25 protein-coding genes and 1 pseudogene are annotated in these 24,823 nt (G+C 32.0%); 6 read left to right on the top strand and 20 right to left on the bottom strand.

Going from position 1 to position 24,823, the window contains the following annotated elements; genetic code table 11:
• Positions 1 to 18 precede the first annotated feature (18 nt).
• Positions 19 to 132, top strand: coding sequence for a YjcZ family sporulation protein (locus tag JFT95_RS28445; protein WP_078205657.1), 114 nt, complete (start codon positions 19 to 21; stop codon positions 130 to 132).
• A 549-nt stretch (positions 133 to 681) separates the two neighbouring features.
• Positions 682 to 795 (top strand): YjcZ family sporulation protein, encoded by a 114-nt coding sequence (locus JFT95_RS28440; protein ID WP_113937363.1) that lies wholly within the window; start codon positions 682 to 684, stop codon positions 793 to 795.
• A 100-nt stretch (positions 796 to 895) separates the two neighbouring features.
• Here the strand turns inward: JFT95_RS28440 and JFT95_RS28435 are convergent, their stop codons facing one another.
• The 3 genes and pseudogenes from JFT95_RS28435 to JFT95_RS28425 form a co-directional block, all read right to left on the bottom strand.
• The gene (locus tag JFT95_RS28435) at positions 896 to 1,321 is read right to left on the bottom strand and encodes a DUF4879 domain-containing protein (RefSeq protein ID WP_002017095.1); all 426 of its coding nucleotides are present in this window, start codon (positions 1,319 to 1,321) and stop codon (positions 896 to 898) included.
• 540 nt (positions 1,322 to 1,861) lie between these two features.
• A pseudogene (locus JFT95_RS28430) lies at positions 1,862 to 2,141 on the bottom strand (hypothetical protein).
• Positions 2,142 to 2,428: 287 nt separating this feature from the next.
• Positions 2,429 to 2,737 carry an ArsR/SmtB family transcription factor gene (locus tag JFT95_RS28425; RefSeq protein ID WP_078205906.1) on the bottom strand — a complete coding sequence of 103 codons (309 nt, stop codon included), beginning with the start codon at positions 2,735 to 2,737 and terminating at the stop codon, positions 2,429 to 2,431.
• Between the two features lie 720 nt (positions 2,738 to 3,457).
• Here JFT95_RS28425 and JFT95_RS28420 point away from each other — a divergent pair.
• Positions 3,458 to 3,811: a hypothetical protein gene (locus JFT95_RS28420; protein ID WP_002090455.1), complete on the top strand. Its 354-nt coding sequence runs from the start codon at positions 3,458 to 3,460 to the stop codon at positions 3,809 to 3,811.
• A 344-nt stretch (positions 3,812 to 4,155) separates the two neighbouring features.
• On the opposite strand, the gene JFT95_RS28415 is transcribed toward JFT95_RS28420, so the two are convergent.
• From JFT95_RS28415 to JFT95_RS28400, 4 genes are all read right to left on the bottom strand, one after another.
• Positions 4,156 to 4,371 carry an alpha/beta-type small acid-soluble spore protein gene (locus JFT95_RS28415; protein WP_001167047.1) on the bottom strand — a complete coding sequence of 72 codons (216 nt, stop codon included), beginning with the start codon at positions 4,369 to 4,371 and terminating at the stop codon, positions 4,156 to 4,158.
• 238 nt (positions 4,372 to 4,609) lie between these two features.
• Positions 4,610 to 5,023: a type VII toxin-antitoxin system HepT family RNase toxin gene (gene hepT, locus JFT95_RS28410; protein WP_002204143.1), complete on the bottom strand. Its 414-nt coding sequence runs from the start codon at positions 5,021 to 5,023 to the stop codon at positions 4,610 to 4,612.
• Entirely contained in the window at positions 5,013 to 5,420 is a 408-nt protein-coding gene (gene mntA / locus JFT95_RS28405; RefSeq protein WP_002204144.1) for a type VII toxin-antitoxin system MntA family adenylyltransferase antitoxin, read from the bottom strand. The genes hepT and mntA overlap by 11 nt, the downstream gene beginning before the upstream one ends.
• 327 nt (positions 5,421 to 5,747) lie before the next feature.
• The gene (locus JFT95_RS28400; RefSeq protein ID WP_078205921.1) at positions 5,748 to 7,388 is read right to left on the bottom strand and encodes a S8 family peptidase; all 1,641 of its coding nucleotides are present in this window, start codon (positions 7,386 to 7,388) and stop codon (positions 5,748 to 5,750) included.
• 406 nt (positions 7,389 to 7,794) lie between these two features.
• On the opposite strand from JFT95_RS28400, the gene tnpA reads away from it, so the two are divergent.
• The 3 genes from tnpA (at position 7,795) to JFT95_RS28385 (ending at position 10,101) form a co-directional block, all read left to right on the top strand.
• On the top strand, positions 7,795 to 8,193 hold the full coding sequence (gene tnpA / locus JFT95_RS28395) for an IS200/IS605 family transposase (RefSeq protein ID WP_113937393.1): 399 nt from the start codon (positions 7,795 to 7,797) through the stop codon (positions 8,191 to 8,193).
• An 11-nt stretch (positions 8,194 to 8,204) separates the two neighbouring features.
• Positions 8,205 to 9,317 carry an RNA-guided endonuclease TnpB family protein gene (locus JFT95_RS28390; protein WP_201053957.1) on the top strand — a complete coding sequence of 371 codons (1,113 nt, stop codon included), beginning with the start codon at positions 8,205 to 8,207 and terminating at the stop codon, positions 9,315 to 9,317.
• A gap of 316 nt (positions 9,318 to 9,633) precedes the next feature.
• A complete protein-coding gene (locus JFT95_RS28385) occupies positions 9,634 to 10,101 on the top strand; it encodes an RsfA family transcriptional regulator (RefSeq protein ID WP_002144287.1) in 468 nt (155 codons plus the stop codon).
• A 179-nt stretch (positions 10,102 to 10,280) separates the two neighbouring features.
• Here the strand turns inward: JFT95_RS28385 and JFT95_RS28380 are convergent, their stop codons facing one another.
• From JFT95_RS28380 to JFT95_RS28320, 13 genes are all read right to left on the bottom strand, one after another.
• Entirely contained in the window at positions 10,281 to 11,555 is a 1,275-nt protein-coding gene (locus JFT95_RS28380; RefSeq protein ID WP_085313271.1) for an MDR family MFS transporter, read from the bottom strand.
• A gap of 108 nt (positions 11,556 to 11,663) precedes the next feature.
• Positions 11,664 to 13,037, bottom strand: a complete 1,374-nt coding sequence (locus tag JFT95_RS28375) for a M28 family peptidase (protein ID WP_201053955.1) — start codon at positions 13,035 to 13,037, stop codon at positions 11,664 to 11,666.
• Positions 13,038 to 13,168: 131 nt separating this feature from the next.
• Positions 13,169 to 14,104: an apurinic/apyrimidinic endonuclease family protein gene (locus tag JFT95_RS28370; protein WP_078205766.1), complete on the bottom strand. Its 936-nt coding sequence runs from the start codon at positions 14,102 to 14,104 to the stop codon at positions 13,169 to 13,171.
• Positions 14,105 to 14,115: 11 nt separating this feature from the next.
• Positions 14,116 to 14,793, bottom strand: coding sequence for a PIG-L deacetylase family protein (locus tag JFT95_RS28365; RefSeq protein WP_078205764.1), 678 nt, complete (start codon positions 14,791 to 14,793; stop codon positions 14,116 to 14,118).
• Between the two features lie 6 nt (positions 14,794 to 14,799).
• Positions 14,800 to 15,489 (bottom strand): WbqC family protein, encoded by a 690-nt coding sequence (locus tag JFT95_RS28360; protein ID WP_002204149.1) that lies wholly within the window; start codon positions 15,487 to 15,489, stop codon positions 14,800 to 14,802.
• A gap of 3 nt (positions 15,490 to 15,492) precedes the next feature.
• Positions 15,493 to 16,374, bottom strand: coding sequence for a GNAT family N-acetyltransferase (locus JFT95_RS28355; RefSeq protein ID WP_201053953.1), 882 nt, complete (start codon positions 16,372 to 16,374; stop codon positions 15,493 to 15,495).
• Between the two features lie 11 nt (positions 16,375 to 16,385).
• On the bottom strand, positions 16,386 to 17,627 hold the full coding sequence (locus JFT95_RS28350; RefSeq protein ID WP_201053950.1) for an aminotransferase class V-fold PLP-dependent enzyme: 1,242 nt from the start codon (positions 17,625 to 17,627) through the stop codon (positions 16,386 to 16,388).
• Complete coding sequence (locus JFT95_RS28345; RefSeq protein WP_201053948.1) at positions 17,602 to 18,525, bottom strand: NAD-dependent epimerase/dehydratase family protein; 924 nt, start codon at positions 18,523 to 18,525, stop codon at positions 17,602 to 17,604. The genes JFT95_RS28350 and JFT95_RS28345 overlap by 26 nt, the downstream gene beginning before the upstream one ends.
• 6 nt (positions 18,526 to 18,531) lie before the next feature.
• Positions 18,532 to 19,689: a DegT/DnrJ/EryC1/StrS family aminotransferase gene (locus JFT95_RS28340; RefSeq protein WP_002068789.1), complete on the bottom strand. Its 1,158-nt coding sequence runs from the start codon at positions 19,687 to 19,689 to the stop codon at positions 18,532 to 18,534.
• An 8-nt stretch (positions 19,690 to 19,697) separates the two neighbouring features.
• Entirely contained in the window at positions 19,698 to 21,026 is a 1,329-nt protein-coding gene (locus JFT95_RS28335; protein ID WP_201053947.1) for a nucleotide sugar dehydrogenase, read from the bottom strand.
• A gap of 734 nt (positions 21,027 to 21,760) precedes the next feature.
• Positions 21,761 to 22,237: a GNAT family N-acetyltransferase gene (locus JFT95_RS28330; RefSeq protein ID WP_201053944.1), complete on the bottom strand. Its 477-nt coding sequence runs from the start codon at positions 22,235 to 22,237 to the stop codon at positions 21,761 to 21,763.
• 186 nt (positions 22,238 to 22,423) lie between these two features.
• Positions 22,424 to 24,121: a helix-turn-helix domain-containing protein gene (locus tag JFT95_RS28325; protein ID WP_078205758.1), complete on the bottom strand. Its 1,698-nt coding sequence runs from the start codon at positions 24,119 to 24,121 to the stop codon at positions 22,424 to 22,426.
• Between the two features lie 119 nt (positions 24,122 to 24,240).
• On the bottom strand, positions 24,241 to 24,624 hold the full coding sequence (locus tag JFT95_RS28320; protein ID WP_201053943.1) for a hypothetical protein: 384 nt from the start codon (positions 24,622 to 24,624) through the stop codon (positions 24,241 to 24,243).
• Positions 24,625 to 24,823 lie beyond the last annotated feature (199 nt).

The raw sequence follows: 24,823 nt of genomic DNA, 5'->3' as shown, positions 1-24,823 counted from the left end.
TCTAAAGGAGGAACTATTATGGGCTTTGGTGGAAGTTGTGGTGGTGGTGGCGGCGGCTTCGCTGGAGGATTTGCTTTACTAGTTGTATTATTTATTCTATTAATAATAGTTGGAGCTAGCTGCTTCTGCTAAACAAACTATCGGAAAAGACACTCTTATATGGGTGTCTTTTCTTTATGCATTAAAAAGCCCACCTATTTCCGTAGGTGGACTTTATCTTTATTACACAATACCAAATTATACTCTCATTTTTTCGTAAACTTTATGCAATTATACATATTTGTAAAAAATTACACTAAATAAATATTACATGTAGTAAAATATAAATTGTGGACACGTTCTATAAAGCAGATTCTCCGATTAGAAGGCGTAACACATCTCAACCATATAGATGTGGCGTTGCTTTAATCTAGCCAAACAAACGATCTCGATTCTCTTGTATTTGTACACTAACAATCTGGTAAAAATAAATGATTCTGTTTTATAGGATGTGTTTACTTAATGTCCAATACATATTATTAAAAGTAAAGTGGTTCAAGTCGGAGGAAGGCACCTTAGGGTGTCTTTTTTTATTTTCAAAAGGACCTGCTCAATTAATCCGTAAAAACATAGGGTAAAGTGAACCCGTTAAAATACATGAATGACCTTAATTTTCCCCTCCTACTCAAAGGAGAGATTAAAATGGGATTTGGTGGTAGTTGCGGTAGTTGTGGCGGTGGCTTTGCTGGAGGCTTTGCTTTATTAGTTGTACTATTTATTTTATTAATCATAGTTGGAGCTAGCTGCTTCTGCTAAACAAACTATTGGAAAAGGCACCTACATAAGGGTGCCTTTTCTTTATGAAAATCTCCACACAAGGTGCAGGAATTTTCATGCTACGAATATATAAAACTAATTATTTAATATATAATGAAGTGCGCCACGTATCTCTTGGATAATTTATTGAAGTCTTTTGATATTCAAAAGTCCCTTCTTGATGATTTGATGCGTCCCATTTATATTCCCAACCTACAATAGGATTACCACCAATTATTTGTGAACCAATACTTTTCACATCAAATCCATTCATTTTGGCAAAAGGAAACTGGCCATATCCTATTTCTTTTGTGTAAACATATAAGTAACTTCCCCCATGATCTTTAGTTGTACTAAAACTATTAGGATTAATGTATTCAACTCCACCCAATTGTGATTCTACTTTTACTACACTTAAAGAAGTTAGAGGTGCTGCTGGTCCTGCTGATGCCTCCGATGCCATTCCTAACCCAACTACCGCCGCCACCGCTAATGATGATATCCCTAATGTAACTTTTTTAAACATATAAACATCCCCTTGTTTTATAATAAGTACAAGTTTGATATTAGCAGAAATTTATAAAAATATCCCTTTTTTTGAAAACGTTAACAAATTCTACTTTTTTCGATATGCAATTTAGCATATCGATTGACATACAGAATAATCCATCTACTACTTTTGATATAAAAACTATTTTCAAATTTAATACTATTAACTCACTAAATTCTCATAAAAAGACTGGTCGTCTATACAATGTTTTGGTAAAATATAGGTAACTTTTAAGAAGGAAAAGCTAATATACATCGACTAAATAATGTAAAGAAAATGTTTTATTGCATAAAAAAAGGCTCCATTGCTGGAGCGCTCAAAAAATAATATAAGTAAATGAATTAAAACAAATAACAGACAATTAAACTATATAGATAAAGATTCAATAAATCTATATATATGCAATATTACATATAAAAATCCTATTTATTGATGCTATAATAAGCTTACTCGATGATTGTTATATTTTTATATTTTTTAAGTCGGAGAAAGGCCACTCAAATGAGTGTCCTTTCTTTAACAATATTCAGGTTCATATAACCCGTATAACTGTCCACCGTTTATAACAGTTCCTTTTAAATAATGCTTTATTCCCCCTTTAATCACTACCATTAATCACTACCATAGGCATATCATCTTTACTATTATAAGGAAAAGCCTTATAATCACATGTTGCGGCAATTGAATTATTACTGTTATTCAAATTATTATCAGTGTCTACAGCTGCGGATGTTCCTGTAGCACCAGACAGCATAAACCCAGTTGCTAAAGCCCCTACTACTAATTTCTTAAACATAAAAATCCCCCCTTTAATATTTTTTATAACTTGCACCTTAAATGTATCAATTTAATTGTTTTTGTAATTTGAGAACCAACAATCTGTACGGTATGGTCACAGTACCGTAGCCCACGAACCTATATGGTCTGTTGTGGGAGTGGTGATGGCACACCGCAATCTTGCACGTCAGCGATACCAGAAATGGACTTCGCCTTTGGTAGCAAGAATCCCACTGACGTTAGTCAGCTGGCCCCTTTAGGGGTGGGAGTGTCAAATGTGTTTCATTTTAAAATGTAATGTAGCCGCTACTTATCACTTCCCCACAAACCTAAAATTCCTACAATCTGACGAGCCTTAGCATTATCTATATAATAATGCATCTCTAACCCTCTTCTTTCTGCACGGAGTACGGTTCTCCTTAATTTTGATAGATGCTGTGAAACAGTAGATTGTGGGAGTCTTAATATTTCCGTTAACTGCGTAACATTACACTTTTTATGGTGCATTAATTCATTTACAATTTGTAACCGAACCGGATGTGCCATTACCTTTAAGACTTCTACATCTTCTTCGCGGATTTCAGCTAGATTTCTATCAGATACTACTGTTTTCATTTCGCATTCTCCTTTATTATTAATTTCTATTTTCCTATTATCCTTATAATTAGTACTTATAGATGATTACCATTTGTCCTGTTGAGAAAATATATTCTCTTTTTAAAACAAAAAGGTTACCTATCCTGAAAACAGTTTTTTTACTGCTTCAATGATTTGATCCCCCTAATTTTTTAACCAGACTATATTTTGTGTTGAGAGAATTATTTTGTAGTCAATTACTTGACTTTGAATGAGGCTTAACACGCTTTGCTAAGCAAAAGTAATACTTCTATCCCTTTGTTTAAAGACAGATTTAAATTCGGCATTTGCTTTCTCGTATTTCAAAATCTATAAGAAACATCTCTTCATCTCTCCTCCTACAACATATATTTTTTATTTCTCAACACCAAACAAATGGAATTTCAATCCCATTAATGGTAGTATAATGGTACCTTCAGTTGTTAAATGTCATGCCCTTTTGAAAGGCCCTGTCTGTAATGACGGGGCCTTTTAAATTCCTCCAACTAAAAAAAGCCTTTTTATTTCCTTGTTAACACCAATAGTATATATCCCTCTTTCAATCTATTAATTTCCTATTACATTCCTTCATATAGAGATGGAGGGACTTCTCGTTCACATCATAAATTATGCACCATTGCATTTGATAATCATTTCCGTTGTAACTATAATGATTACAGGATGATTTTTAATCCAAATATTCTATATGGAGGTTTTATTATGTTTAAAAAAATCATTGTGTCTTCTATGGCGCTTACTATGTTTGGTGGGGCTGCAACTATGCTAGAGACACCTACTGCTCAAGCAGCTACTTATAACTCAGCATCATCTTCTTACTTTGATGTTACACCTGAAGAAGCCGCTGCTTTCTATCAATCTCAAGACTATAAAAAATTAAAAGTATTTATGGATGACTTTGAAGCTAGAAATCCTTATACTCCTGGTGGAGGATACGCTCAAGGTAGTGTACGTATGCAAAGATTCAACGATGCTCTTAGAGATGCTAAATTAACAAATGTCTACCAAGAATTTATTAGAATCTCGTACTACAATCATTATCCAGAACCAAAATAATAGAAATGTATAAAGTATCTCTTATTAATTTAACTTTGCCCAATTATCTTATCGCCTAATTGTAAATGTATAATCCAAAATAATTATTAGAAACCACTTTTATAAGGGTGGTTTTTCTATTTTCCATGAAAATTAGCATATGAATGCTAATTTATCTCCATATAAAACATTAAATGAATTAACTGCTCTACTGTGGGAATACATCTAAAAAGTTAACTGCCATCAACTGAGCAACGTTAGCCATTTAGTTGATTTAAACACTTTACCTATACACGATAAAACAGGAGTGTGAATAATACTTTCACACTCCTTCCCTATCTTTTGGCTCAAACACATATTTTCTCTTAGTGAATTTTATATTGTCCTGATAACTGTTCTTGCGCCATACGCACTAAGCGTTTTGTAATTTCCCCACCTACTGAACCATTTGCTCTTGCTGTTGAATCCGGTCCAAGTGTAACACCAAACTCCTGAGCAATTTCATATTTCATTTGCTCAATAGCACTTGCTGCAGCTGCTATCAAGATTTCGTTCGAATTATTATTTTCGCGAATTTGCATTTCATACACACCTCCACTGATTTTAGTAATATTATGTTCCGTTTATAATAAAATATACGAATAATTTCCAAAACAAAAAAAGACACCTTAAGATGCCTTTTTTCAATATGTCCATGTAACGCTTAATTTATTTTTACTTGTTAAAGCAAGTAAAGAACCCACTGAAGTACTTTCCTCCTCATGATATACAGTTACTACAGTGTTCTCCACTTTAATCATAGTTCTAAGATTTGTACTTTTATAGTTCTAGAATTCCCATAACTTCTTTCGTAAATAGTTTAAAGTCCTTTAGATGTTTTTCAATAATTTGGCGAACAATATCTAAGTTTACACTTTGATAATCATGAACAGCAATATTTCGAAACCCAACCATTGCTTTTAACTTACTTGCCAGTTCGGTACTAAGTAGATCTGCATCAACCAACAAATCAAATGCCTCTCTACTAGATTGAGGTAGTCCCAACTTCTTTCCTGCAACAATATGCATTGCTAAATCAATACTTGCTTCGCATGCTCTTTGAATATTTAATATTATAGAATCTTGCTTTGTATAATCCTCTAAATTATCAGGGTTATTTCCATATACCTCTTGAATTCTTTTTATACAACGCTCTATTGTAGAAATTTTATTCAAAATAACTTCATTCTTCATATATAGAACCTCTTTTCTTTATATCCTCAAATACGATTTTGCGTTCCTCATTCAATTTTGAATACATTTTTAAAGTTTTTATTTCAAAAATTGTTTTTCGCTCTTCATCCGAACAAAATATTGTCTTTCCTGTATGTATAATTTGAGCTTGGAAAACTGTAGAAGCTTCTGATAAATCAACTAAATCAACATCTCTATGAACAATATCCGCTAACTCCTGTGCTAATAAAAAACGTTCATAATTCCCTAATTTTATGTCACTTAAATAAGCTATATCAATGTCACTATCATCTCGTTCTCTGTCCTCTGCTATGGATCCAAATACAATTATCCAATAGGGATTCACAGTCTCTTGTAATTTTTCTATAATAGCTGTAATCATGCTTTGAAAAATCATTTAATTTCCCCCTCCTTATTGTACTTGAATTTTATTATATCATAACCATTATATAACCTTTTCAGCTACGCAGTATAATACATTAAGAATATTAAATTGCCCTCCTTCTTAAATCTTCTTAAACGGCTTGTATATTTTGTAAATAAATTCAATTTAACGCTTTATTTGTTAAAGCAATTAAAATATCCCCAGAAGTACCTTCCTCATATAGTTAAAAGTACAACAGATAGGCTCTTATGCTATTACACATAAGAGCCTGTCTCACTAGTATTATAAACAACTACTTATATAAGATTCTTTCATACTAAATAAAAGGTATTTCTACAATTATTCTGGGAAAATGAAGTTAGAGTTCCCTTCACTATTAGCGGAATCCTCTTTCGGGAATGTAATAGTAGTTCCTTCATTCCCTTTATTTATTTCTTGTTCCTCTGGGAATACAATGGAAGAATCATTGCTTAAGTTTGGTGAAAAGCCAAGTTTAGATACAATGGCTTTTAAATCAGGTAAAACACCAATTTTATCAGAGGCTGGATCATTGGATTTCGTTCCTGTACTAGGATCACTTAAAATATCTCTAAGCTGGCTTGGTGTATATACTTTTCCCAGATTAGTTTTTGTAATTCCTTGAATTGATGCAGCAGCACCAGCAATGATAGGTGATGCACTAGATGTTCCACTAAAGCTAGAAGTATATAGATTTATCATAAATTCACGTGGTTTAGCATCTGTTGTATCCACTGCATTCCCCCATCCATATACATCTACCCTACTACCATAATTAGAGAAATATGAACGTTTATGAGGGACCCTTGCAGAAGCTGCTCCAACCATAATCGCCCCTGAATCTTTGAAATCAGGACTATTACGATTTAAAACTTGTTTACCATTACGGTCTCTAAATTGATCCAAGTCATTTCCGCCGTTTGCACCTGCTTCAATAATAATAATTCCCTTATTTGCTCCCATACGAATTGCATCAAATATATCCGGTTTTACTTCTACAGGAAGATAATTCTTATCTCCATATCCTTCATAAGTTGCTTGAGCTTCTAATAAAAGAATATCTCCAGCTTGCATATTGTTAACCGCACTTAATATAGCATCAGCTGTATTATACATACCGTTGTCTCTAATCTGAGATACAACCTTTACCTTAGCTTTTGGTGCAATCCCAATTCCACCTATTTTATTATCTTCTGCAGAAACTATTCCTAAGACTGAGGTACCATGATCATGGTGTTCACTCTTGTTCTGTCCGGACATCAATTCGATCTTCTGATTCACTAAATCTTCATGACTAAATAACCAGCCATACTCCATATCTACAAAAGTTGTTCCTTTTCCATCTCCACCTTTTATACTCCAGGCATAAGGTGCATTGATTCCTAATGGTGCTGGTTCAAGGTAACCTTGCCTTGTAAGTCTAGGTTCATCATATGGATTAACTGATAAATTGGATAAACGCTCTTCAGGTGGAGCTTCTTCTTCCTGTAAATATGCCGTTTCAACAAGAGATGATTTCTCAAATTGTACAAGCAATGCTTGTACATCAATATCACCTTGGGTTTCTACAATATAATAGTTTAGCAAATTAGAAGAAATATGATCAGAGTCTTTTATTTCTTTACCTAGATTTTTAATTTCTTTAGGATTTAAAGAACTAAAAAGTCGATTTATAGTTACATTTTGATATTTGGCTAAAATTCCATTTAATTCAGGGTCTTGTTTTTCTTCTTTAATGAATTTTTCTATCCCATCCTGATATGGCAAATTTGCTTCATTTTTAAATTTCAAAATTAATTGTTTAGTAACTTGCTTATGTACAATAGAATTCAATTGCTTATTTGAATAATCGTAACTAGCTGCGTAGGCAACTTCTGATTTTTCACTTGGGAGTAGTCCGCCCACCCCATTAAATGCTGTTAATGCAATTGAAGAAACTAGAATTCCCTTAAAAATTTTCAAATCGTGCACCTCTTTTAATTTATATATGATTATAAAAAACTATAGATTACCTAACTTCTTTTTTATACAAGCGTCTTATATTTAGGGTTATATTTTCAACTCCATTCATTTTTTTATATTCACTTATATATCATTAATACAACTAGTTCATGCCATCAAATCTATTACTTTAGTCGCATAGCTGTAACCAGTATAGTTACAACCTTGATAAATAGTCAACCTTATTTTTTATGCAATTTCGCATTTTAACGAATTCCTCGAAAGAATTCTCCTTCCTCAAGCGCATGAAGGGCGTAGCCCAGCGGTAGGTGGGAGATGAATTTCGGTTTGGCGTAGCCAAAAGGCTTTGCTTTTTATTTTGCCTCTGATATAATCAGTCTTATAAAGCGCAAAGGTTGGTATATTAATGAAACTAGACAGCAATAATCATTCAGTGTTCTTATTGTATTATCATCTTGTGTTGGTCGTAAAATACAGAAGAAATGTGTTTGATGATGATATGTCAGATTATGCAAAAGACATGTTTATCAGGTTATCCGAGAATTACAACATAACACTGGTAGAGTGGAATCATGATGTAGACCATGTTCATATTTTGTTCAAGGCACATCCGAATACAGAAATGACAAAATTCATCAATGCTTATAAGAGTGCAAGTTCTCGACTAATCAAGAGAGACTTTCCACAAGTGAAAACGAAACTTTGGAAAGAGATGTTTTGGTCAAGAAGTTTTTGCTTACTAACTACTGGTGGTTCGCCAATAGATGTAGTAAAGAAATATATTGAAAATCAAGATGAAAAGTGAGGTGAAATGATATGACAAAGCATAATAAAGCATATAAATTCCGTTTGTATCCAACAGAAGAACAAGCATATCTTATGCGTAAAACCTTCGGTTGTGTACGTTTCGTGTATAACAGAATGTTAGCAGAACGGAAAGAAGCGTACGAAAAATACAAAGATGATAAGGAACAACTAAGGAAACAAAAGCCTCCAACTCCCGCGAAATATAAAGCAGAATTTGAGTGGTTAAAAGAAGTTGACTCATTAGCTCTGGCAAATGCTCAACTACACTTGCAAACTGCCTATAAGAATTTCTTTAGTGGTCAAAATGACTTCCCAACATTCAAAAGTAAAAAAGACAGAAAGTCTTATACAACGAATGTAGTAAACGGAAATATTATGTTGCTTAATAGTCATATCAAATTGCCAAAACTGAAAATGGTACGTATCAAACAGCATAGAGAGATACCACAAGATTATATGATCAAGTCATGTACGATTTCTATGACACCTACTGGTAAATACTATGTGTCCATCTTGACTGAATACGAAAAAGAGATTGTACAAAAAGAAGTAGAAACAGTTGTTGGATTAGACTTTGCGATGGATGGATTATATGTTAGTTCTGAGGGTGAGAAAGCCAATTATCCTAAGTTCTATCGTAACATGTTAGACCGATTAGCAAAGGCACAACGAGTATTAGCAAGACGCAATAAAGGGTCTGGGCGTTGGAATAAACAACGTATTCGTGTAGCTAAGTTACATGAGAAAGCAGCTAACCAACGTAAGGATTTCCTTCATCATGAGTCTAAAGAGTTGGCTACTCATTTTGATGTTGTAGCTATTGAAGACCTAAACATGAAAGGAATGTCGCAAGCACTTCATTTTGGAAAAAGTGTCGCTGATAATGGGTGGGGTATATTCATTTCTTTCTTAGCTTATAAACTAAACGAACAAGGAAAACAACTTGTGAAAATAGACAAATGGTTTCCTTCCACAAAAACATGTAGCAGTTGTGGAAATGTAAAAAATATGTCATTGTCTGAACGAGTATATTCTTGTATATGCGGTGTAAATCTCGATAGAGATTATAACGCAGCTATCAATATCAAAAATGAAGCAATACGTCTATTAGTGTTAGCGTAAATAGCAATAAAATAACCTTTGGAACAAGGGAGTTAGCTCGGCTGTCTTAGGACGAATTCGTTAGCTATCAAAAGTAACGACTAACCGAGAAGCCCCCACTTCAAACAGTCCGTTAGGACGTTAAGTGGCGGGTAGTTCACAGAGTGTATACTTCTATCAACTTACTCCTAATTATTTTAATTTGAGTCTTATTCTCCTCATATTAAACCGATCTCTTATTTAAGTATAAAACCTTTACATTTTAAGAGAAGTTGGGCTTCTATCATTTTAAGTAATTGCATATATGTAATTAAAGGCATATAAGGGGGATTGAAAAATGGTAATTTCAAGACAAGATTCCTGGACTAACGATAACGATTCACTTCTCGCAACAATAGTACTTCAAAATATTCGTGACGGTGGAACACAATTAGCTGCATTTAAAGAGGTAGCTAAGCAATTAGCTAGGACACCTGCTGCTTGCGGATTTCGTTGGAACTCATGCGTACGAAAACAATACGAAGAAGAAATACAACAGGCTAAACAAAATCAAAAAACTGGAAATAACAAGTCCCCCATCCAACAAACAAAAGAAACAAGCTCTTTATCTATTACATTAGATGACATTATTATCTTTCTACAAAATTATAAAGAAGTGAATGAATTGACAAATTTACAAAAGCAAATTGAATATTTAGAAGCAGAGAATCAAACCCTTCTACAACGTTTAACTATGTATGAAGAAGAGTATCATATGCTACTTAATCATATTGATAAGACAAGAAATCTGATTGTAGTCGACTAAGAAGAATCAAATTAATTTTTATCGTATTAAAACCGTAGCCTGTCAAAGTTACTATGTATGAATTAATTTCAATACATTATAAATGATAATAAGCAAAGCGCACGTTTATTGTTAATAAACGTGCGCTTTACTTAATTCATAAAATAGAAATTTTTTTCAACTTGATAACACTTTTAAAATTAAGATGTTTGTTTTATAGGTATCTGTTTACTTCTATTCTCAACAAGTTTATCTAATAATAAGTAAACAAATCCAGACATAACACATCCCACACCTAAGATTGTAAATAATATATGCCCTAGAAGATGCTCCAGTAATAAACCGCCTAAAAGAGGCCCTAATATATTACCTGTAATCCACTGCAGATTAGCGGCTCCCATATAAGTACCCCTCAAATGTTCTGGAGCTAAATTAGCAACGAAAGTCATTTGGACAGGTGACATAATCATTTCTCCTAAAGTATAAACTGTATAAGCTATTAATAATGAAACTAAAATAACTAAATCGTTTGTGTTTATTACTTGAAACCACTTTGGTAACCATCCTATTGCCAAAAGACCAATACCAAAAAGAATTGCGCCATATAGCATTGATTTCCCAATCGATTTGTGAGTTAACCATTTTGAAATGGGAAATTGAAAAAAAACAACTAATAGGCCATTTAACGTCATTAAATATGGGAATGGATTACTATTTCCAAAAATCATTGTCTTCTCATTACTAAAATGAAGCGGTAACATACCTTCCGATTGCGAGAATCCCATAAATATAATGATTCCTGTAACTATATAGAAAAGTAATATCCTATCCCTTATAACAACTCTTAATGTGGATCTTATTGAATTTCCAGGTGTTTCTTCATGTATCATGACATTTTTAGGTTTTGTTTCCTTTAAAAACAGTACCATTAATATTGTATAAAACAGCATGGTTCCAGAAGTAATCAAAAAGATGACATCTTTTGATACAACTACAACTGCTGCGCCAATTATAGGACCTATCGCTGCTCCTATATTATGAGCCATTCTAAGTAATCCATATGCCTCAGTTCTTTTTTCTGGTTCTGTTACATCCGTAACCATCGCAGATGCGGCTGGTTCAAAAAAAGAGTTACATAACCCTAAACCGATAGATAAGATTGCATATGCTATAAAACCATCTATGAACAAAAAAAACAGCATTAATAACCCATTACTAGCCATAGAGAGTACCATAGTTGGTTTCCGGCCATAAGTATCTGCTATATGTCCTCCAATTAACGAGCCTATACTTGCTGCAATTGGAGATAAAGCTATGATCACACCTACCTCAAGCAAAGAATCCACTTTATCCTTTAAATATAATGCGAAAAATGGCATTAACATCATCATTGCAATACCATTTAAAGCTTCTCCAATAAAGCGGATCCATACATTAAGGTCCATCCCCTTGAACTCTTTCCATGTACTTCTCATATATACCTCACCTATGCTCACTGTATATTTTTTATTACGTAAAGAGCTTTATAACACTTTTACCAAAATCTAAATTTAGCAAAATAAGCTACCAATTCATAAAAATACTTATCTTTTGATAAAATAATATAAACTCGTACCAATAATCTCCAGTGCATCTTGCATACGTTGAGCCGAGATGTTCTCTAAAACGGTATCTTGAGGTGTATGGAAAACCCTTTCAACATGATAAATAAGAGGATCCCAACTCTCTACATCCATCCATATAAATAAAGCAGAGGGAATTCCAGCTTGATTAAATGGTACATGATCACTAGAATCAAACTTTCCAGTTAACACAACCGATTTCCTCAATTCTTTACTAGTAGCTACAGCAGTATTTGTTACTTCATTTTGAGAGCCATCTAACGTCATTGCATATAAATTCTTAGCCTGATGATAACTTGTTGCAATCATATCTGCATTAAACACTCCTCGAATACGTGTTTTGTCTTTAGCTGATAACTGATTAACATAATGATAAGCTCCTAAAGATTCATTTTCTTCCGCTCCAAAAGCAATAAATTGAATTTCTTTATTAGTCTCTATATCCTTAAAATTGTAAGCCAACTCTAATAAAAGCCCTACTCCAGAAGCATTATCGTTTGCTCCAGGTGCCCCAATAACACTATCATAATGAGCACTCATTATTGTTACTTCCTCATCACCTGTCGTATGTTTAGGCTTTTTTTTCGCAATAACATTTGATGAGCGTAAATTTACTTCTTGCTTTGCCTTTAAACTGACTACATTGTGATTATGTAATAACTTTTCTTTCATTCTAATCCCCTGATTATAGGCAAGCCCAAATACAGGTATCGATTGTTTCTTTTTTAAAACTGGATTAAAAGCTTCTCCATAGTTCCCTCTATCCCCAATCGTACTATATAACAACACACCCTTTGCTCCCTTTATTGCTACATGCTCAACCTGTTCATTATATTTTTCAATAGTATCGGCTTGTTCTAATAATACTATCTTCCCATGGATCGACTCAGATAAACTATTAATATTGGTTTCTTTTCCTATAAAAACTACTGAGCCAACCACTGGATTTGTAGATATAAATGCATTAGATGCTGCCCCAACCTGCCAATCTTTTTCCCCATACATACTAAAAGAAATACTTCCAATATATTGATCAGGTACAGGGAATGCTTGATACTCAACCTCATATCCTAATTTCTGCAATGTATCTCCAATGTATTTAGCTGCTCTATGTTCTTGCATAGTCCCACTTGGCCGTGGACCAATTTTTTCAGAAAGAAAACGTATATGCTCAATGGCACGATTAGCACGAACTTGTTCTGTCACAGGAGAATACAGATTATTATTAACCATAGCATTTACTTTTACTGGTTCTCCAGATGGATTACTAAAAAAGAAAAGAAATAGAATTCCAAAACTTACAATGTTTTTTTGGATAATAGTTAATTTTTTCATTTGTCCTCCCTTTTATTAGGAAACATTAATAGTAAAACCTTCCCTCCTAACATACTTATTTAGAAGAAAAGGTTCATTAAAATCATCTCTAACTCAAACTACTTGTTATGATATTAAAGCAGTAACTCTTTTTATATCTTTAAAAAATTCGAGTTTGCTTGTATGCCAGTAATATTCTTTTGGAACCAATTAAGAGTCTCCCATGATTTCACTCTATTTGTATAATCAGTCTCCTGTACTTCGAATACAATTCCTATATTTCTACGTGAAACTTGATTCTTTACTTTTAATAAAGTTTCATGTAATAAATGTTCATTAATAGAACCATTAGTCGGACTTTCTCCCTCAAAGCAGCGTACCTCACTATAAGGAATCGTCAAATGTTTAAAAGAACTAAAATGTAAATGTTTGATATGATTCATTAAATTTATATACTTATGAAAGTCTTTATACTCAATTTCCTCTTGTCTTAATAATTTAGAAATACCTAGACGTGTAAGATAAGTGATAGACCAATGGCATATATCCCACGTTATTCCAACATTAGATAAATCTAAATTTACCAAGTCATTAAAATCTTCTGGGTATACAAATATAGGATCAAAGTCATCACCTAAGTTTCCAATGATGGGTAAGTTTTCAACACCTATCCATATATTGGTTCCTTTTATTTCCTCATCTATCATTTTAAAGAACTCTATAATTCTTTTTCTATTATCAATAAGATTATACTTTTGAAATTCTGCTATGTTCATAAATTGATTAGCATGAACTGTTATACCTGCTGCGTTATATTTTATAGCAAGATTAATAAACTCATATAACTGTTTTTTTATAAATTCACTATTTAAATAGTCTGCATTATCAGTTGGAAAATGCAAGGTTAATAAAGATGGATTAAGTGTTTGAACAAAAGAAAGTACATCTGAAAACTTTGTTGTATATGACTTATCATGTAAAGATTCTCCATCAAAAATATTTGCTTCTAATCCATAACCTTGTTCAACCCATTTTAAATCAATTTGTTTGCTATCTAATCCAAAGAATGGTACCTGCGGTATTAACATATTCTCTTCACCTACCATGTTCCTCTTACTAACATAAATGCTTCAGCCGCTTTATATCCTGACTTTGCTCCCCATACAAAAGCATTGTGCTTCATTGCTTCTATTGAACGTGGGTGAGGAAATTCCCTTAACTCCGATTCATAATGTTTCATTGCATTTAATTTTGCCTCCAAATGTTCTTCAATATTTACGAAATAATTAGGAAGAAACTTATCTTTCTCATTATAATTCCACTCAGTAGAAGATAAGGTTTCATATGCAAACACCCATTTAATATTACTATTTGGTAGAGGCCGTGTAGCTGTCATCACTGCTCTATAAACAACAGTATGATCGATATTTATATCTCCACCATATTGAGTATAAATAATCGTAGGATTTATTTTATTAATGTGCTCTTCAATTTCTTTTACAACATCGAGTAATGGCAATGTATCAAGACGATTATCAGGAAAATCTAATCTCGCAAAACTTGTTACACCAAGTGTAGTACATGCCCCCTCCGTTTCTTTATAAGACAGGCTCTTAACCTCTAAATCTAGTTCTCTGTATTCTTTAGATCTCGAAGATTTCCCCTCTGCAAGGATTACAACATGTACATCATCACCTTGTTTCACGTGTTTTGCTATTGTTCCACCAACACCAATAATTTCATCATCCGGGTGTGCAGCAAATACAAGTACATTCATATGATTTTAAACTCCTTTAATAAATTTTTCTGTTTCCTCTGGACCACAATTTAATAAAACATCTAGCATAGATAAATGCGGTATAAACTCTCCAAATAACTGTGGGTAAGAATACTCTCTTATCCTTTGGTATATGATTTCTATATTTTCATGCTCAAAATCACTTTCTATTAAATAATCTTGACCTAAACTTCCAGAATAATAAGTATTGGCATTAAACTTTTGACAAAGCTCTAATACAAAATCACTTTTTTTCCCTGTAATCCCCTCTAGCTCTGATGCATAATATAATTCCGTATCAATATTTAATTCTTGAATAATAAAATGAATAAAGTTCATATTCATACTATTTAGATTATCCCATTTTTCTGAATAAAAATTTTCTAGATAATCCTTGTATACATTGAAATAGGGCGCATTAGAGTAATTAATTCTTATTGTCTTCCAATGCTTTCGCTCCCAATCTTGTGTATTGTCTATCTTTAACTTATTCAATGGGATTTCTTTATAATTTTTCATTTGCATCGGAACCGTTAACCAGGATACTCCTTGGGAAGTTTTAATACGATTTCTATTTAAAAAACCTTTCTTTTCAAATTGTGCTATATCATGAAATACAAACACATCCGATTTATGAATTTTTTCAAAAAAACCATACCAAGGTAAATAACTTGGTTGGTGGCCACTAATAATCATAGTTTAAATCCTCTCTTTTAAACAAAAACATTTTTTCAAAACTGCTCCCCAGTATATCTTTGGTCTAGCAATTCCTTTATTATGCGAATATCCTAAATCCGCATACTTTAATTTATTATGAATTGCTAATTCAAACGCATCATTTAGTAGCAAATATGAAGATTGTGAATTTTTCCCTATGGTATTATTAATATTGATCCAGTAATATAAAACTTGTTTATCCATTATAAAAATGCTGGAACTAATTAGTTCTTCTTCTAAGAATGCCCCTAAGAAAAGTATTTTTTCTTGTAAGTTAAGAAATAAATGATTAAAAAACTCTCTACTAAATGAGTAACTCGCTCCTATACTGTTATTATGTTCCTGATATAAATTGTAAAATTCATCTAATTCCTCAGAAGCTATAGGCCGAATTTCAACATTTTGTTTACGTGCATATCTTACACTTGTCCTAGCTTTTCCAGAACACGACGTCCATAAATCCTCAAACCTATTTGGTAGGTCTAACATATAAGTTTCTTTATAATCCCACTTTTCATTACTATAACTTTGAAAAGGATTTATCGTTATAGGTAATAAAAGTTTTTGAATTTTATTTTCAAACTTTCTATTTATTATTGATTCATAAAATGAAAAATCTATTTTATCTTGGCCAATTATTATTGGGCCTCCATAACCAATTAAACTTCCTAGCAGTCTACCATCCTGTACATACATAGGAGATAAAACTACTGTATCTCTTGTTTCTATTAGTACTGGAAGAAATTGAACACCAGGTAATAATTCCATTAATTTTCCCCATTTATAACAATGAAATACAGAACCATTGTATTCTTCCATACAGGCATCCCAATATTGGGCATCAGTACATATTTCAATTTCCATATAATCACCTTTTATTTCTTTTTCTCTAAATATATTAGAATTTGACTACATATATACTTAAGGTCTTTATTCCCTAAAGGATATTTAAAAGGTATTGATAATACTCTTGGCCATAAAAAATCTATATTTTCTGACTCGGTAGCGTACTTCGAAAAAATAGGAATTTCACTCAAAGGTAGATAGTTCCAACAAGTTTGTATTCCTTTTTCCGCTAAATATACAGAACACTCATATCTATCAGATAGTTCTTTGAATATAATAGTAAAATAATTCAAATAGACATTCTGAGCTGAATATATAATCTTTACCCCGTACTTTTCTTCAATTGATTGCAGCATCGTATAACACAAACTGGCATTACATATATTAATTTCTAAAATCTTTTTCGTTCTCTTTAAGTGTTTATCAATTAACAATGAGCGTAATGTGGACATTGTTTTTGGATATATAACTTCCGTTTCCTCTGGCAAAGAATCCAATTTGCTATCATTATAAGAAGGAAGAATCCCTGGCTTTTCCCAATAATCAGTAAATAAACTCAGTAGCCTACTCTTCTTAATTCTTAAAGCTAATTGCGTTTTCAGGTGGTTTTTATAATCTAAAAGCACTTCTTCTTTCTTTTCTTCATCCATATCACACGAGTCATTTACCGTACGATTAAGAAGTAATGCTCCTCCCCCTATACTTGGGATGGGTTTAGTTCCCCCAAAACTTAAAATTCCAATGTCACCTAAACTACCAATTAATTTTTCGTTTTGATAAGAGAACATTGCTTGTGCTGCATCATCAATTATATAAATATCATTGTCTCTGGCCCAATTAATAACCTCTAAATCTTCATGACATCCATACACATGTGTAAGAATAATTGCTCTTGTATTTTCATTTGAGTATTTTTTTATTTTATTAAGAGAAAGTGAGTAATCAGTAGTCAAATCAATTAATACAGGTTTTGCTCCTACTGTTAATACAGCCTCTATTACATTAGGACAATTAAAATTTGATAAAATTACTTCATCCTCTTTTTTTATCTTTAGATACTTTAACCCTGCTACTAATGCCGACGAACCACTATTAGTTAATATAATTTCGGAATTAGGGTAGAGAGTTTGTAAACTCTCTTTTAGATTAGAATGATTGGATCTATATATACTTTTCAAAAAATATATATGATCAAATATACTCCAAAAAGAAGGATATATTGGATACTTAATTTTTTTTGGGTTTTTAGGATATAGATACTGTGTTTCCATATTTCTCCTCTATTATTATCTCTAACCCTTTATTTAATGAAATAACTGGTTGATAGTTTAATAATAATTGAGCTTTTTCTATCGAAGGGATTCTTCTGAATATTTCTATGTTAGAATCTCTTACTCCCTTATCTCCTAAATTAAGAAATTCAATTTCACTTTTGTTTCCCATTAACTCATTGATTTTTCCCGCTAATTCCTCCATAGATATAGGCTTGTTATTTCCTATATTAAAATCAGCAAAATTCTCTCCTTCATATTCAAATGCTAATATAGTTCCGTTAACAATATCGCTAATATAACTAAAGCATCTAATTTGCTGTCCGTCCCCATAAATAGTAATATTTTCGCCGTTATGAGTTTGTTTTAAAAATTTAGAAATCACAAAGTTATCATTTTGTTGTGAACCGTATACATTAAAATAACGTACCACTCTGACTTTAAAACTATTATTAGCATATTCTTTCAAAAAATCTTCTGACATTAATTTGGCTTTTCCATAAGCTGATTTGGGAATTTTGACATCATTTTCTTTAAACGGAATACTCACACCATCCCCATACACCTCGGAACTAGAAGAAAATAATAACTTATCTATTCCATTTTCTATACAAACTTCTACAATATTTTTCGTGCCTTCAAAATTCACCCTGACTACATCTTCTTCATTTGAACGGCAATTATCAACACCTACTAATGCAGCTAAATGTATGACCCCATCCACATTAATAAGCTTTTCTCTTAATGTCGCAATATCTAAGATATCAATTTCTTCAAAAGGAACATCAATACTTGGTTTAAATTTATCAAATATAATTACTTCATAACCTCTTGCTATTAACTCCTTTGTAACATGTTTACCAATAAATCCACCGCCACCAATAACTCCTATCTTCATAAATATTTACCTCCCTACCTTTAATTGGTATAAACTTTTTAAAGATGTAACGATATGTTCAACCTCATTTTCTGTAAGTGCACTATACAATGGTAATGAAATAATTTGATCAAATACTTCTTCTGTTTTGGGTAAATGTACATTAAATCTCTCTTGATAATATGGATGCATATGAACGGGAATAAAGTGAACACTCAGCCCAATATTTCTCTTTTTCATTTCTTGAATCATCTGATCTCTACTGATAGGAGAATTAGGATTAATCTTTATAACAAATAAATGCCATGCATGTTTTATACTTGGATTGTTTACATAGTTAGGTAATGTTATATACTCTTGGATTTCTTTTAATTCTTCCTGGTATATTTCCGCTATTCTCTTTCGTTTTTCAATCATTTCATCAGCTCTTTTTAACTGACTAATACCTAAGCTAGCTTGTAGATCCATCATGTTATACTTAAATCCAGGTAATAGAACATCATAACGCCAACTTCCTTTTTCGCCATAACGATTCCATGCATTCTTGGTGATGCCATGCCAACCATATAATCTAGCTTTTTCAGCAATCTCCTCATTTTTAGTGACTAACGCTCCACCTTCACCTGTTGTTATATTTTTAGTAGCATAAAAACTAAAACAAATAATATCTCCATGTGTACCAATCAAAGTATCATCATACTTAGTTCCTAATGCATGAGCCGCATCCTCTATCAGAAATAACCCGTGTTCTTTACATATCTTTTGAAGTTCTTTTAATTTGGCTGGGTATCCAGCAAAATGAACTGCAATAATGGCTTTAGTTTTTTTAGTGATTTTTCTTTTAACATCATGGAGGTCAAGACATAAATCCTCTTCATCTATGTCTACAAATACTGGTTTTGCACCTACATGCATAATAACGTTTACACTTGAACAAAAAGTAAAACTTGGAACTATTACTTCATCTTCTAATCCAATCCCCAAAGACAATAACGCTAAATGTAACGCCGCAGTCCCTGAATTGCAACTTACTACATGTTCAGTATTTAGATATTCTTTTAAATTCTCTTCAAACTCTATCACTTTTGGCCCCTTTGAAAGCCATCCAGACTTAAGAGCACGAATAACTCCCTCAACATCTTCATCATTTATTTCTGGTCGATAAAAAGGAATAAATTCTACCATATAATCACCTACAAACATATAATATTTTTTTTATATATTGATTCATCTTTAAATATGTTTCTTGTATCTAAAATTAAGCAATTTGCCTCATTGAACAAATTAAAATTAATACAATCATGATCCGTATGAACAATAATTAAATGGTATTTATTTAATGCATTCATAGTTAAATCGATAGATTTTTTCAAATTATGATTGTCCACAATTAGATCCTCAATAAATGGATCATGGTAATCGACGTTATACCCTTCTAGCATTAAACCATTCATAATATCCAAAGCTGACGATTCTCTAGCATCATTAACATTTTTCTTATATGCTACGCCAATCATAAGAACATTCTTTCCATCTTCATCTTGTAGTAACTGTAATGCCCTTTTAATAATATAATTTGGCATGTTTTCGTTAATTTCTTGTGCTACATCAATCATTCTTGTTGCCAAATCTTTATTATTTGCAATCCACTTAAAATATATAGGATCAATTGGAATACAATGTCCTCCTACACCAGGACCTGGATAGAATTTTTGAAATCCAAACGGCTTAGTCCCAGAGGCATCAATTACTTCCCAAATATTAATGTTTAATTCATTACATATTTGTGTCATTTCATTAATAAATGCAATATTTATAAAACGGTAAGTGTTTTCTAATAACTTCGCTGTCTCTGCCACTTCTGGACTACTGACCTTATGGATCCCATTAATTAGGTTACTGTAAAAGGCTGCAGCACAATCTGTACAATTAGACGTAACTCCACCTACAATTTTAATAATATCTTGGATTGAAAATGATTTATTCGCAGGGTCAATCCTCTCTGGAGAGTACGCTACAAAAATATCTGTACCAATTTCAAAATTGGTTTCATGTTCTAATTTATATAAAATCTCTTCTCTTGTTGTACCTGGATAAGTAGTACTTTCTAGAATGACTAATGTACCCTTTCTAATGTACTTGACTATTTCATTAGCTGCTGAATGAATATATGTTAAATCTGGTTGTTTACTATCTTTTTCTAAAGGAGTAGGAACACATATAACGACAACATCACATCCATTTATATATTTCATTTCTGTACTAATAAAAAACCTATTTGTATGTAAAGCATCTTGGATTTCGGTATCCTGTATATCACTGATATAACTTGTTCCACATTCTAATTTTTCTATTTTAGCTGTGCTTTTATCGAATCCTCTTACCTCATAACCTGCTTCTAAACATTTAAGAGCCGATGGTAGTCCAACATATCCCAGACCAATATATCCAATACACGCACTTTTATTCACAATTTTTTCAACTAATGATTTTTTAATTTCATTATTTAATGCAGTGACCATTACTTATCACTTCCCCAGAAATTTAATATCAAAATTTTTACCAGTAATTGATAATTGCGCGTTATGAAAGCCCATAGATGCACGTAAATTATTAAACAATGGAACAAACTAAATTATTAACACTATCATTCCTCCTAATAAGATACATATTTAAATTCACAAAAAAAACCCTAGAATTTCGAGGTATTTTTTTATATCTATAATGTTCACATGTTATTTTATGGGATTCAATCAATTTTTTTCTTTTTTTCACTTTCTCAATATAGAAAAAAATTTGTTATCATAAAAATAATAATCTATAAAACCTTATATTTTTATATTATAAAAATGACGTGATACTTGTTATAGCTGCATTTTTTTAATCCCCCCAAAAAAAGAAAGAATTTTCCTTCTTTTAATTCGAAAGATATAACTCATCAATTTGTTAATAAGAGTATTCAATTATTATTAACTGTAATATTTTTTACTGTTTTTACTTTTTATTGAAATTAATAGAGAAACATCTATCTGAATAATAAAAAACATTTTGAAATATTTTTAAATTCAAACCATAAATGATATACCTTTTCTAAAAATAACTTTGCAATAAAAGAATTTACAATTCAATTCAGGCCTTCTCACATACTTCATTTTTTAATGAAGCGTTAAGGTTTACATTATTCAAAAAAAATCGTAACATCTCATCAATCAACTGAGAGTTACGATTTTTGATATATGATTACTTTTTAATTTTTTTATAAATATTGCGTTAACCTAATCATATCTATACACTGAATACCATTTTCATATATTTCATCTTCATAATTGCGTAAGAAAAAATTCCTATCCACATTTGTTATTCTAAACCCACATTTTTGATAAAGGCCTAATTGCATTAAGCTAGAATTTCCCGTCCCTATTTCTATGGTTTTATATTTCTCTTTTTTAGCATAGTCTATAGCAAACCCCAGCAAATATTTTCCATATCCTTTTCCCTGTTCTTTTTCAGAAACTGCTATATTTATAATCTCAATTGTTTCAGGACGAGTAGGAATTAAAATCATAATCCCCACAGTAATAGTATCCTTTTTTAAAACAAAACAGTCCCCTTGTTTAAGGTATCCATTAACTACTTCTGATGAAGGATCAGCTAGTAATAATAACTCCATTTCTTCTTTATCAATGCTTGTACTTTTTTCAATACTAATTTCATCCCAATTATTTAATTTCATTTTCAATACTCCCCCTTTTAACTAATATATTAAATGAATTCATTCTCACAAAACAATATCAACAGTTATTTTAAAATGCAGTAGTTGGTTCCTATCATCTATTATTCTAAATAAAATACACATACATAATGTATGTGTATTTTCATTTTCGCTATTTCTTAATAAAAAAGTAGTTTTTAGGCTACGTTACATCTTCTCTAATATTTCTTGTCTTTCACACCATTTTGTTAACTTTTCTAATGCTTTTTTAGACAAGCGTTTTGTTTTATAATTACAAAATCTAGACAGCGTAGATGGCGAAATACTAACTTCATCTGCTATTTCACGAATACTTACATTTTTTTCATTATGCACTTTCAGTATTTGATCCCGAATTTTCTTCTCTCTTTGTTCGACTGGTTCCACAGTCTCCCTAACCTCTTCAACAACTGTTACTACAGGTAATTGCTCTTGTGGTTCCTCTATAAATTTCTTTCCTATTCCACTATCCATTGACTGTAGCATTTCCTCAGGTGGTAAAATAGTTATCCCTAAGTTAGCGTAATAATTTTTAAACCAGTTACGTTTCCCAATTTGTTGTTCATCAAGCGGGTCACTATACTCCCAATGAGAGATTACTTTTTCATTTTCTAAATCCATTAAAACATTCTCTAGCTGTTCTCTAATACGATTCGGCTTCCAATCTTTTGGAATATCCATTACTGCTAGTAGCCCCTTATCCCCTCCTATGGAATAGGGCTTTTTCAATGATGAATACATTTGTCTAATTCTCCATTGCCATGTTAAGTATCGAATTAACCTTTTATGATATTTATGTCTATAACTATTGTATTCAAGGGCCTTTTTAGACAATAATGCTGTTGTATTATTTGATCCGTATAAATAATTCGTTAAAAAACTACCTGGCTTAATACGACAAGATTCAATCCCCATATATTCGTTTGTAACACTATGTCTCCACAATACAACCGAATCTAAAACAAATAACCTTTTAATAACCTCACGCTTTAATTCTACTCGTTCTCCTTCGTCATCACGATCGTTTAGTACTACGACCTCATTATCATCATTTAAATAGATAAAAATGCTTGCTAAAGCCGCAATCCTCTTCGCTATTTTAATTTTATCTTCCGCTCGATAATATTCTTTATTTTTAACGACTGTCTTTGGAATATTGCACATCTCTAAAACTTGCTCGTATGAAAAATCAATGAATTCATCTGGAGATTTCGCCTCATTTATCCACTGTATTGTAATTGCATCTAAACAGTCTGCCGTCAAATCATCCATATTACTCATTACATCATCAACAAGGGTATTCCATCGAGCTGATTCTTCATTGTTTGTAAGTCTTAAATCCTCGTCTTTGTGTGAAGAAAGTTGAGCTACACCATTAGAAGACTTCGTTTCAATGGGATACTGTAGGACTTTACTTTTTTCATCTTCTTCAAATTGATTCTTTGCAATTCCATCTCTTAGTTTATAATAAACAGCAGAATTATTTACTTCGTAATAATCCTCATGGTTCACTATATTTGTCTTATCTATATTTTGATCATTTTCTAATATTATGGAATTTGAATGCGCTACATTCTGAAATTCTTTTTCTATATACTCTTCAATTTCCTTATATATTTCTTCCTTATAAGAATCAATCTTCGCATAAATTTGTACTAATGTAATTCCGGATTCTTGCTTTTTCTCTAACCAAGATACTAATGCAGTAAATGATGGAGAAGCATAGTGTGAGGTTAGTACTTTGTTATTATTATTTTCAACATCTTTAAAGTACGCATTCCACTTGTTCCATAATAGCTCGTTCGTTTTATAAATTGGCTCAGAGATTAGCAATGCATCTCGGAACATTTGTAATAAGTTATCCACTTTATATTCCTCCCTAAACCATGGATCACAACAAAGTAGTTTTCATCATAAAAATCTTTACTACTATTATATTTAATTTATTGTAACAGATATTTACAAGATTTTGCGGTTTCTTCTCCTTAATTCCTTAACTTGCAACATGTTTGCTCTTGCTTTTCCCTATTCCTCTTTACTTGCATTCCTTTTGCGCTTTTCTTTCCTTTACTCTTCAACTTGCAACACGTTTGCTCTTGCTTTTCCCTATTCCTCTTTACTTGCATTCCTTTTGCGCTTTTCTTTCCTTTACTCTTCAACTTGCAACATGTTTGCTCTTGCTTTTCCCTATTCCGCTTTACTTGCATTCCTTTTGCGCTTTTCTTTCCTTTACTCTTCAACTTGCAACACGTTTGCTCTTGCTTTTCCCTATACCTCTTTGCTTGCATTCCTTTTGCGCTTTTCTTTCCTTTACTCTTCAACTTGCAACACGTTTGCTCTTGCTTTTCCCTATACCTCTTTACTTGCATTCCTTTTGCGCTTTTCTTTCCTTTACTCTACAACTTGCAACATGTTTGCGGTATCCTTACCCTATTTCGTCTAACTTGCAACAGTATATTTTTTTCTCAACCTAATACATTACACAAAAAATCGTTCTATTTTTAAATTTTTGAGTGATTTTTTTATATTTACAACAAGTTACTCAAATAAAATGCAACATGTTTGCGG

Origin of the sequence: Bacillus sp. TH17, from assembly GCF_016651125.1 — a bacterium.
Classification (GTDB): domain Bacteria; phylum Bacillota; class Bacilli; order Bacillales; family Bacillaceae_G; genus Bacillus_A; species Bacillus_A mycoides.
This window is presented reverse-complemented; position numbering and strand designations above follow the sequence as displayed.